Genomic DNA, 11,178 nt, shown 5'->3' on the forward strand with positions numbered 1-11,178 from the left:
GCGGCAAAGAAAAGTAGGTGCCCCCCCGCACAGGGGGAACGCTAATAAACCACTAGCAAATCAAGGAAAGGCCAAAGCCCCAGGAACACAGACAATAAGCGCCGCGAAGGCAAAAAAACCAAACCTTCATTCAATCCCCAACCGAGCCCGAATAGCCGGCAACATATACTCAACCGCCGCGCGCCCCTCCTCCATCGCGGGCCCGGCCCGGTGAAAATCAAAAATCCCCATCCCGCCCAGCCGTGGCTGAATCAAAATATCCGCCGGCTCACCGGCAAGGCGACTCCTCGAAATCCGCACCTGCATGATGTCAATACTCTGCGCGATCGAACTCAGCATCGACGGCACACGCGCACTCGGCGCCGGCGCCACCCGCACATCATCGGAAGCGCGCCCTTCGGCAGGTGCAAGCCAGCGCGGCCAAGGCTTGCCATTACGCCGCAGCGCGACCGGCGGCGGCGCATCCGGATCCAGCGCCGGCGTATCGACCGCCGCTCCACCAAAATCGCGCCCATTCAGAATGTCGTTGTTCAGATCCACCGCGATCACGCAGTCCGCCCGCATGCCGCGCGCCACCGAGACCGGCACCGGATTACTCAAGCCGCCATCCACCAGCCACACACCGTTGTGATACACCGGCGTGAAAATCCCCGGAATCGCAATCGAAGCGCGCACCGCGTCCACCACGCTGCCGTCCTGTAACCAGCTCTCGCGGCCCGAATCGAGTTCGGTGGCCACCGCCGCGAACGGCATGTTCAATTGCGCGATCGAGCGGCCGGCGAATTTGTCCGCGAATATCTGGATCACCTTGCGCCCGCCCAGCAAGCCGCCCGAAAAACGTAGATCGAGCAGCCTCACCACGGTTTGCCAGGTAAGCTTCGACACCCATTCTTCAAGCCAGTCGAGATCGCCGTTGGCATACACGGCGCCCACCAGCGCGCCAATCGACGTGCCGCACACCACATCCGGCTTGATGCCCGCATCGTGCAACGCGCGAATCGCACCGATATGCGCCCAGCCACGTGCTGCGCCGCCCCCCAACACCAGCCCGATCCGGCTGTATCGACGTCGATGTATCATGTGTTCCCCGCCTTTTATCGGCTAGCGCCCGCGTATCACGTCCGAGCGCGATGTCGTGTACACCTTCTGATATTGGTCGAAGTGCACGTTGAAAATGCCTTCTTCTGTCACCCCGCCCTCGCGCCATTTCCAGCTCCACACGGTTTCCGGCTTCAGCGGAAACACGGCGATCTGGCCTGGCTTGCCGAGCAGGCGGCGTACTTCGTCTTCCGTCATGCCGATGCGAATCTTCCCGAAGTTGTCGGCGGTCAGCACCTGCGTGATGGATTGCAATTTGCCGTCGCGGTCGATGTCGACCATGTACGTGTTCAGTCCTTGCGGGCCGCGCGGATATTCGAAACGCTTCGAACCGTCGGTAAACGTGCGCTCGGTTTCCGGCTTGCCCATCTGATCGCGGATCTGCGCCTCGGTGGTAATACCCGGCGTCATATTCTTGAGTAGCAACGCGTCCGGCTTGACGGCGTTGAAGAATTCCTTGAGTTTTTGCACGGCACGGTCGCTCTGTTGGTCGTCGCAACCGGTCAGTGCAACGCACGCGGCCAGCATCGCGACAGTAAGCAGTTTGAGGCTCACAGCGAGTTTCCTGTACGGACACGAAGCGGCAATCCGCCCGCATCCCGTTGTGTAGGGTGTACTACAGGATAACCGCGTGCGCGAAAAACCGCGAGCGACGCAGGCAATGCGGCGAAGGGCCGCCGTGGGGCATCGTTTGCAGCGGAATGCGGGAAACCGTCTCCACAAACAAAAAGGCGACGCTGTGCAAAGCGTCGCCAAGTCGGTCGATACGGTCAAACCGGAAACCAAACAGCGGCTGAACAGCCGCTTGAAACGCAGCATCGCGGACGACGCGCAGCGGTCCGGTCCCGGGCGAAGCGGTGAGAGACCTTGGCCTCTAACCTTGCGCCGTCGCCGGAATGGCGGACCGCTGCTTGTTTGGCCGCCCTGGTCCCTCGATAAGCCCCTCAAGTGCAGCTAATCTAAACGGATTGCCGGATTTAAACGAGAGCGCGTTTACACCGAATTGGCAGAGGATTTGCCGTGGGCTGCGCAGGCGCAGCCCACGGTTTGCACGGCGGTCGCGCAGTTCTCCCTACGCGCGGACAAACGCAGCGAAACCCGCGCGCCCTGCCCCCTGCAGCACCGAATCGTTCTGTGGCGTATGAATTCGCGCGCACAGCACGTCGCGATAGTGACGCTCGAGCGCATTGTCGCGACTCAGACCGGGATTGCCGCTTGCCTCGACGGCCAGTTGCACCGCCTCAATGGCCTGGTTAGTCACCGTGTATTTGACGAGCGGCGCTTCATCGAGTGTCACGCGTTCGGTGTGCGCGCTCGCGTCGAGCAGCACGCGATTGCTGAACAGCAGCGCGTCGATGCGGCCGAGCGTCTGCTGAAACGCGGGCAGGTTTGCGAGCGGCGCGCCGAGATTGCCGGGTGTGCGTTCAGCGGCCCATTGCGCGAACCAGTCGCGCGCCGCCCGCGCGACGCCGTCATACACCGCCGACAACAGCACGCTCATCCACGCGAAGCCGAGTGCATCGAGTCCTGCACCCGGCTCGCCAGGCGGATGGACGTCAACCGCGTGAGCAGCCGGTACGAACACGTTCTCGAACACGAGCTCGTGACTGCCCGTGGCGCGCATGCCGAGATGATTCCACTCGCTGCCGACTCGCACGCCCGGGGTGTCCCGATGCACCAGCCACACGCCAACGCGCGGCGGCGTCTCGTCGCTGCGCGCCCATACCGCAAGCCAGGCGAGACCCGGGCTGCCGGTCGAGTACAGCTTGCTGCCGTCGATGATCCAGCCATCGGCGCTGCGCTTCGCAATCGTCGACGGCAAACCGCCGCGTGCCGGCGTGCCCAGCTCGGGCTCGACGCGCAGCGAGTTGATCAAGGCGCCATCGCGTACCGCTTCACGCGCCACACGTTCACGCAGTTCAACAGGCCAATGCGGGTTGCCCTGCAAGCGATGATGAAACAGGTATTGCATCACCAGCACCAGTGCCGTGGAAGGCTCGCCGCGCGCCACCGCGCGCACCACCTTCAAAGCCTGCGGCAAGCTCGCACCCGCACCGCCAAGCGATGCGGGCACCGTTAACGAGAGCAGATCGAATTCATGCAAGCGCGCCAGATTGGCGTGCGGAAATTCCGCCGTGCGGTCGTAGTGAGCCGCACCGGCAGCGAACTCGCTCGTGAGCTTCGCGAGCAGCGCGTCGAACGCAGCACTATCGAGCGGTGGATGACGGCGCGTCACGGCGCTATTGGCAATCGGGGCATTCATGCGAGGACTCCGGCAGGCCGCGTCAAGGCAACGGGAAACTGCGATCGAAGCTCGTACGCACGTCGAGATGCGCACGAATCACATTGGCGGCTTCGTAGGTATCGGCGGTGCGCTGCTGCGCGCTGACGACGCTGTCGTCGATCGCCACCGGATGCACCTGGCCGCGCTGATAGACGGTTTTCAGCACATCGGTCGGCAGACCGGTGACCTTCGATTGCATCGTCGCCACCTCGTCGGGATGCGAAAGCGCCCAACGCTGGCCGATCGCCACGCGTCGCAGGAAGTCGGCGAGTTGCGCGCGCTTCTCCGCGATCGCGCGTTCGGTCGCAACCTGATAGCTGAGCCCTTCGGACAGGCCGACGCCGTTGGCGATGATGCGATCGTGATCGCGCGCTTCGCCGAGCGCGGTGTACGGGTCCCACACCGACCATGCATCGACGCTGCCCGACGCAAGCGCCGCCTTCGCATCGGCGGGTGCGAGGAACACGAACGTGACGTCGCTGACCGGCACGTTGGCCTTCTTCAATGCGGCGAGCGCGAGATAATGGCCGATCGAACCGCGCGTCGTGGCGATGCGTTTGCCCTTCAGGCTCGCTGCATCGTTCAACGGCGATTGCGCGCCGACGACGATCGCCAGATCCAGCGGATTCGACCGGGTAGCCGCGACCGCGCGGATCCGCGCACCGGCTGCGAGCGCGAACACGAGCGGCGCATCGCCCAGTCCGCCGACATCCACCGCGCCGGCGTTTAGCGCTTCGCCAAGCGGTTGCGCGGCAGGAAAGTTGAACCACTCGATCTTGTACGGCAGGTCTTGGAGTTGTCCGGATGCTTCGAGAATGCCGCGGGTTTGCAAGGACTGGTCGCCGACTTTGAGCACGGGTAGATCCGCCGCAAAAGACTGCGTTGCGCAAAGCGTCGCGCACAGTGCGAGCACTGCCGCGCCGAGTGGTTTGAGCAACGCACGTTGCAAGACGGATGAGGCGGAGAACGAAGAACTAGGAGTCGGCATGGCGGCGGTTACGTCGTGGCATTCAGATAATGTGCTATCGACGATAAGGCACGCATCTGTATAAGACAAACGCATTATTCTGCTAAGCAAATATGCGAATTTTCTTGGCCGGTGAGGCGTGCGCGCACATCGATACAGGTATCATCGAACGCACGAATCTTGCGCCTCGTAGCGCACTCATCAAGTCACCGCTCATCATGAAGATCGACGAAATCGACGCATACGTCACCGTCATTCGCTGTCAGTCGCTGCAACAGGCGGCGCTCTCACTCGGCCTCACGCAGCCCGCGATCACGCGCCGCCTGCAGAATTTCGAAGAGGCGCTCGGCGTCGAATTGCTCGACCGCAATACGCGTCCGCTCAAAGCGACGGCAACGGGCCGCATCGTCTACGAACAATGCCGCGTGATCCAGCGTGAGCTCGACGTGCTGCGCGAGATCGTCGCCACCGACACGCCGCCGGTGGGCATGCTGCGCCTCGGCGTCGCGCAGACCATTGCCGATATCGCGCTGACCGATGCGATGCGCGGCCTCAAGTCGGCCTATCCGGACCTGCAGGCGCGAGCGTCAACCGGTTGGGGCAGCCAGCTTCTGCAACGCGTCGAACAGGGTGAACTCGACGCAGCCGCCATCCTGCTGCCGAGCAACAAGACCTTCGACGAGATCCTGTCGGCCCGCTCGCTTGGCCGCATCAAACTGGCGGTAGTCGCGCAAAAAGGCATGTTGAAGAAACGCACGCACACGCTGGCGGAATGCCAGTCGATCGGGTGGGTGTTGAATCCGGACGGATGCGGCTTTCGCGACGGCCTGCAGCGCACGCTGACGGGTCTTGGGCTCGCGCTCAAGCTCAATCTGGAAACGCTCGGCACCGAGCTGCAATTGCAACTGGTCGCCGACGGCAACGGTCTCGGCCTCGTGCCTTTACCGCTGCTGCACGCCAGCGCTCACGCGGACGCACTCGATATCGTGTCGATCAGCGACTTCAAGCCTCTCATCGATATCTGGCTCGTGCATCCGCGCGTGCTGGGTAAATTGCAACAGCCGGTCGAGCGCTTGGGCGCGGCGATCGAGCGGCAATTCAAGGAGGCGCGAGCGCAGCGCGCGGCCTGAACCACGCGCCGCTGTCCCATCAGATCACGCGAAAGCCGTGCGTTCCATCCCGCCCAAGCTGGGCAACGAGGCCATACTCCCACTCCAGATACGCGTTCATCGCTTCGCGCGCGTTATCGGTTCCCTCATACGGACGACGATAGCGATCGATGCGCGGCGACGCCAGCCGCGTCTCACCGCTCTCCACCGCAAAACCCGCTTCGACCCACGCGTTCGTGCCGCCGGCCAGCACCTGCACCGGCTTGCCCGTCAGCGCCGCCAACTCAGGCGCGGCAAAACGCGCAAGCAGACTGCTGCCGCAGGTCACCACATAACGCTGCGCATCCGGCAGCTTGCGCAACGCTTCGGCGAGTTGGCCACGAATCGCGAACCATGCGCCGGGAATATGGCGCTTCACATAGTTCGCGCTGGTCGTGAAATCCAGCACGACGGTACCCGGTGATTGCAGCAGCGTCACCAGCCCGGCCGGCGTGATCTCTTCAACAGCAGGCGGCGTGGGCGCAAAGCGCGCGGCGGGCGCGGCGCCCTTTTCGCTGAAGTCCGCGTTGCCGAGACCGTCCACCACATACACCTCGACGTTCATCTGCGCGAGCCACGACGCGCTCATGTTCGCGCGCACGCCGTCGTTGTCGGCGAGGATCACGCGCGCGCCGCGCACCGGCGCGAACATGTCGGTCTCCTGCACGAGTTGACCGCCCGGCGCATTGCGAAAGCCGGGCACGTGGCCCGCTTCGTATTCTTCCGGCGTACGCACGTCGAAACGATAAACGGTGCGCACCGCTTCATCGGCCCAGCGACGCGCTTCGTCGCGCGAAGTGCGGCCTACCTTGGCGCGATCCGCTACCCCGCGCGCAGAATCGGCGGCGGCGAGGCGAAGTGTGTCGTCGACAATCGGCTCGAAGCGCCGCGAGCTGCCGTGCGCGAGCGCCTGACCGGCAAGCGTCCAGCCGATGGTGCCATTGCGAAGCGCCGCAACCGGATTCGGCACGCCCGCATTGATCAGCGATTGCGCGCCGATGATGCTGCGCGTGCGCCCCGCGCAATTGACGATGATCCGCGTGGCGGGATTCGGCGCGAGCTGCCGCGCACGCAATACCAGTTCCGCGCCCGGCACGCTGATGCTGCCGGGAATATTCATGGTCTGGTATTCGTCGAAGCGGCGTGCGTCTAGCACCACCACATCGGCTTCATGATCGAGCAGCGCGAGCACCTGCGGCGCGCCGAGCGACGGCGTATGGCGCTCGCTTTCGACCAGTTCGCCGAATGCCTTGCTCGGCACGTTGACGTCCTGGAACAGCTCACCGCCCGCCTCGCGCCAGCCTTGCAAACCGCCATCGAGCAGCGCGACATTGGTATAGCCCAGCTCGTTCAAGCGGCGTGCGGCGCGTTCGGCAAGTCCTTCGCCGTCGTCGAACGCCACGATCGGCACGTCGCGGCGCGGCAGGCGCACCGGCGCTTCCAGTTCGAGTCGCGAGAGCGGCAGGTTGGCCGCGAACAGCGGATGACTGCGTGCGTGCGGATCCTCCTCACGCACGTCGACGAGCGCGATTTCCTCGCGCTCGAGCAGTGCGCGGCGCACGTCTTTGAATGATCGGGTACGGAATTCTGTAGCGAAACTCATGAGATCAGGGACTCCTTCGAAACATTCCAGATATTCGGCAACACATCGTTCGAGTAGCCGGAGATAAAGGTTTTACGGCCTCCGCCGGCTGAATAGACGGAACGCGTCACCGCGCCAATATTTCCACCGTACACGTGAATGCTGATCGACGTACGATCGTCAAAAGCATTACTGACACGATGGATATCGCCGATGCGCGGCGACACGGCATCCACCGCGCCGGCATCGAGGCGCTTTGCTGCCCCCTCTTCTTCCAGCGCGCCGTCTGACGTGATGCGATATCCCTGAGCAATTTCCGCACCACGCAACACACCGATCAAACCCCATACGGTGTGGTCATGCACCGGGGTCGACTGGCCCGGTCCCCATACAAAACTTACGATTGAAAAACGTTGCTGCGAATCCGAGTGCAACAGGAATTGTTGATAGCGCTCGGGGTCGGGCTGCGCGAAGGCGTCGGGCAACCAGTCGTCGTGGGCGATCAGTTCGCGCAGCGCGGCGCCGCCGGCTTCGAGCAGATGCGCTTCGGGCGCGCGTTCGTCGACAAGCGACGCAATCCGTCCGACGAACGCGCGCAGCCGGTCCGGTCTCAAAGCTTGAGTCATCGAATGTTCAGAATGTGGGTTGACTTGAATTTGTCACGCACCGCGGGCGAGCGCGGCGTTGAAGGTGTCGGTCCATAACGGTGCGACGTCGACATGCCGGTCGATGACCGCGGCGCGCGCGAACGTATCGGCAACCTGCTGCTCGCTGGCGATGTCCGCCGCCGTGACGCCGGTCACGCGGCGCGCCTGGCTCTGGTTGCGATACAAGGAACGGATCGCCTCCTCGGGCACCCGCAACTCCGCGGACAACACCTTCGCGTACGCATCCTGATGCTGGCCGAACCATGTGCAGGCGCGTTGCAACCGCACCAGCAGATCCGCGGACGCGGCCCGCCGTTGCGGATCGGCGAGTACCGACGGATGACCGTAGTACAGGTAATTGCCGGACAAATAGCCGTTGGCGTTTTTCAGCACGCGTGCCCCCGCTTGAGAGATCGCAAGCGGCACGTTGTAGCCGTAGATCGCCCAGGCATCGAGCGAACCGGCGTTGAAAGCGGCGAAACCGTCGCGCGGCGCAAGCGAGGTAGCCTGAATATCGCTGAACGATAGCCCCGCCTCTTCGAGCATGCGCAGCAGGTAGTAATGCGTCGTGGTGGCGCGCAGATAGCCGACGCGTTTGCCCTTCAGATCGGCGATCGAACGGATCGTCGAGCCCTTCGGGACCAGCACCACCTGGTTGTTGACGTCGTCCTTGTAGACGGCGATCACGCGCACCTGAGCGTTCTGCAGTCGCGCGAAGATCGGCGGGATTTCGCTGCCGGAGGCGATATCGAGCGAGCCGCCGTTCATCGCCTCGACCATCGCGTTGCCGGACTGGAATTCGGACCAGTCGATGGCGTAGGGCGTATCCGCGAGGCCAGCGGTTTTTAGCAGCGTAGCGTCGCCGCCTTTGTAGGTTGCAACACGCAAACGGACTTTGCTGAGGTCGACAGACGGATCGGTTTTCTCGCTTGCCGCCGGCGTGGCTGCTGCGGCGGCTGTCGAAATCAAACCTGTACCTGCCGCGCCAAGGAATGAGGCTGACAGCGCGACCGGCAGCGCGGACACGAGCCGGCGGCGCCGGAGCGAAACCGGCGAATCGAAACGTTGGGTCATCTTATGGGGTGCTCAGGTAAGGACGTCAGGCTCGGCTTCGACCAGCCCTTCCAGCAGGCTCTGGAACGCAAACAGCGCACCACCGGGGCGGCCGACCTGCTCGTGCGTGAGCGTGGCGACGTCGTGCGGGATGGCTTGCGGCGTGCCCGCGGCTTCGGCGAGCAATTGCGCATGGCAGGCGTTATCGAGCGCGATATACCACCACGCCGCCGCCTCGACGCTTGGACCCGCCGTCAGGATGCCGTGATTCTTCAGGATCACCGCCTTGCGTGCGCCCAGCGCCGTGGCGATGCGCGCACCTTCATCGGTATCGAGCACCACGCCGCGGAAGTCGTCGAACAAGGCGTGGTCCTGATAGAAGGCGCACGAGTCCTGCGTCAACGGATCGAGCGTGCGGCCGAGCGTGGACCATGCCTTGCCGTAGAGCGAATGCGTGTGCGCGGCGGCAATCACATCCGGACGCGCCTCGTGAATCGCCGCGTGAATCGCGAAGGCCGCCTGATTCACCGGCCCTTCGCCGACCACGATCTCCCCTTCCGCATTCACCAGCAGCAGATCCGACACGCGGATGCGGCTGAAGTGCTTGCCGAACGGATTGACCCAGAAGTGATCGGGCCACTCGGGATCGCGCGCGGTGATATGGCCGGCGAGACCCTGATCGAAACCGTAGCGGGCGAACAGGCGAAACGCCACGGCGAGCCGTTCCTGCCGATAGCGCCGCTCGGCCGCGATGCTGGCGCGCGGCGGGACGTCGTCGAACCAGAATTTGCGCAGCGGCGCGTGACGCTGGAGTGGCGGTGTATCTGCGGTGTTTTGCAGCGTGGGAGTGCTTTGCGGCTCCGGGGTGCCTTGCGGCGCGTGGGCACCTTGTGGCGCTGCGATGTCTTGCAACGCGCGGGTACTTTGCGGCGCCGACGTGTCTTGCAGTGCGCCGGTACTTTGCGACTCCGGGGTGTTTTGCAACGCGGCGGACAGATCGGTCATCGTGACTCCGTTCAGGCGGCCACGCGCTCGACGCGCGCAATCCGTTCGCGGGTGGCCGGAATCAGTTCACGGCCGTAGTCGACGGCGTCTTCGAGCGGATCGAAGCCGCGTACGAGGAAGGTCGACACACCGAGCGCGTAGTACTCCGCGAGCGTTTCGGCGACCTGTTCCGGCGTGCCGACCAGCGCGGTCGAATTCGAGCGTCCGCCGATTTCCTTGGCGACGCCGGTCCACAGACGTTCATCGACGCGATCCGATTCACCTGATGCCGCGAGCAGCCGCCGCGCGCCTTCACTTTGCGCCGGACCGCCGACGCCGAGCCCTTGCGCCGCGCGCAGCCGCCGGGTTTCTTCGAGGATGTGTTCCGCGCGTTCCCACGCGGCGGCTTCGGTAGCCGCGAGGATAGGCCGGAACGACACGGAAAAGCGCACGTTACGGCCGTGTTTCGCGGCTTCGGCACGCACGCGGGTAACTTGTTCGCGCACTTGCGCCTTCGATTCGCCCCAAAGCGCGTAAACATCGGCATGACGTCCGGCAATTTCGAGCGCGGGCGCCGACGCGCCGCCGAAATACACGGGGATATGCGGTTGCTGCACCGGCTTCACTTCGGAGAAGCCTTGTTCGAAACGATAGTACTGACCGTTGTGATCGAAGGGTTTCGCTTCGGTCCAGATGCGGCGCAGGATGTGCAGGTATTCGTCGGTGCGGGCGTAGCGTTCGTCGTGCGACAGGTAGTCGCCGTCGCGGCGTTGTTCGGCGTCGTCGCCACCGGAGATGATATGGACGGCGAGACGGCCGCCGGAATAGTGATCGAGGGTGGCCAGTTGGCGCGCGGCGAGCGTGGGCGAGACGAAGCCCGGGCGATGGGCGAGCATGAAATGCACTTTGCTCGTGACGCTGGCCGCGTGGGCGACGGTGAGGAGCGCATCAGGGCTCGTCGAATGATGCGGCACGAGGATGCGGTCGAAGCCCGCGGCTTCGTGAGCGCGGGCGAATTGCTCCACGTAATCGATATCGATGGTGGGCCCTTGCGGGGCGTGGGTCTCGGACACCTTGCGGGTCTGGATCATGCCGATGAATTCGATGGACACGGTGGTGTCTCCCAAGGGTGGTTTTTTGCCCGGCGGGGCGGTGGCTTTCTTGAATGGGTGTGGTGCTCTGTTCGAGGGGATTAAGGTAGCAGCGCTACATGCGGATGTTAAATATTGATCGGACATATCTATATCGGGATTGCATGTAAAAGGGGGTGGCGGCGCTGGGCTTGGTCTTGTTTTTTTGCCTGCGGCGGTGGGGTTTTCTTGAGTTGGTGGCCTGCTGGGCGCTTGTTTGTCCGTGTTCCTGGGGCTTTGGCCTTTCCTTGATTTGTTAGTGGTCTATTAGCGTTGCCCCTGTGC

General features: G+C 63.7%; 10 protein-coding genes. 1 reads left to right on the top strand and 9 read right to left on the bottom strand.

Annotated features, from left to right (window positions below):
- Positions 1 to 126 precede the first annotated feature (126 nt).
- The 4 genes from M0D66_RS37540 to M0D66_RS37555 all read right to left on the bottom strand — a co-directional run bounded on the left by M0D66_RS37540 (position 127) and on the right by M0D66_RS37555 (position 4,370).
- Positions 127 to 1,080: a patatin-like phospholipase family protein gene (locus tag M0D66_RS37540; protein ID WP_093646802.1), complete on the bottom strand. Its 954-nt coding sequence runs from the start codon at positions 1,078 to 1,080 to the stop codon at positions 127 to 129.
- A 21-nt stretch (positions 1,081 to 1,101) separates the two neighbouring features.
- Positions 1,102 to 1,653, bottom strand: a complete 552-nt coding sequence (locus tag M0D66_RS37545) for a hypothetical protein (protein ID WP_093646800.1) — start codon at positions 1,651 to 1,653, stop codon at positions 1,102 to 1,104.
- 517 nt (positions 1,654 to 2,170) lie between these two features.
- Positions 2,171 to 3,361, bottom strand: a complete 1,191-nt coding sequence (locus M0D66_RS37550) for an acyl-CoA dehydrogenase family protein (RefSeq protein ID WP_266212916.1) — start codon at positions 3,359 to 3,361, stop codon at positions 2,171 to 2,173.
- A gap of 22 nt (positions 3,362 to 3,383) precedes the next feature.
- Positions 3,384 to 4,370, bottom strand: a complete 987-nt coding sequence (locus tag M0D66_RS37555) for an ABC transporter substrate-binding protein (protein ID WP_266212917.1) — start codon at positions 4,368 to 4,370, stop codon at positions 3,384 to 3,386.
- Between the two features lie 92 nt (positions 4,371 to 4,462).
- Here M0D66_RS37555 and M0D66_RS37560 point away from each other — a divergent pair, with 92 nt between their 5' ends.
- The gene (locus tag M0D66_RS37560) at positions 4,463 to 5,479 is read left to right on the top strand and encodes a LysR family transcriptional regulator (protein WP_244179582.1); all 1,017 of its coding nucleotides are present in this window, start codon (positions 4,463 to 4,465) and stop codon (positions 5,477 to 5,479) included.
- Positions 5,480 to 5,498: 19 nt separating this feature from the next.
- On the opposite strand, the gene M0D66_RS37565 is transcribed toward M0D66_RS37560, so the two are convergent.
- Genes M0D66_RS37565 through M0D66_RS37585 form a run of 5 tightly spaced genes read right to left on the bottom strand, consistent with a single transcriptional unit; the run spans position 5,499 to position 10,875 of the window.
- Positions 5,499 to 7,100: a rhodanese-related sulfurtransferase gene (locus M0D66_RS37565; RefSeq protein ID WP_093646793.1), complete on the bottom strand. Its 1,602-nt coding sequence runs from the start codon at positions 7,098 to 7,100 to the stop codon at positions 5,499 to 5,501.
- Positions 7,097 to 7,705, bottom strand: a complete 609-nt coding sequence (locus tag M0D66_RS37570; protein WP_200652147.1) for a cysteine dioxygenase — start codon at positions 7,703 to 7,705, stop codon at positions 7,097 to 7,099. The genes M0D66_RS37565 and M0D66_RS37570 overlap by 4 nt, the downstream gene beginning before the upstream one ends.
- Before the next feature lie 33 nt (positions 7,706 to 7,738).
- Positions 7,739 to 8,800, bottom strand: coding sequence for an ABC transporter substrate-binding protein (locus M0D66_RS37575; protein ID WP_093646788.1), 1,062 nt, complete (start codon positions 8,798 to 8,800; stop codon positions 7,739 to 7,741).
- A gap of 12 nt (positions 8,801 to 8,812) precedes the next feature.
- The gene (locus tag M0D66_RS37580) at positions 8,813 to 9,784 is read right to left on the bottom strand and encodes a class II aldolase/adducin family protein (RefSeq protein ID WP_266212918.1); all 972 of its coding nucleotides are present in this window, start codon (positions 9,782 to 9,784) and stop codon (positions 8,813 to 8,815) included.
- Positions 9,785 to 9,795: 11 nt separating this feature from the next.
- On the bottom strand, positions 9,796 to 10,875 hold the full coding sequence (locus M0D66_RS37585; protein ID WP_256456348.1) for an LLM class flavin-dependent oxidoreductase: 1,080 nt from the start codon (positions 10,873 to 10,875) through the stop codon (positions 9,796 to 9,798).
- Between the last annotated feature and the right edge of the window lie 303 nt (positions 10,876 to 11,178).

Source organism: Paraburkholderia sp. SECH2 (assembly GCF_030464795.1).
In the GTDB taxonomy this organism is placed as follows: Bacteria; Pseudomonadota; Gammaproteobacteria; order Burkholderiales; family Burkholderiaceae; genus Paraburkholderia; species Paraburkholderia aspalathi.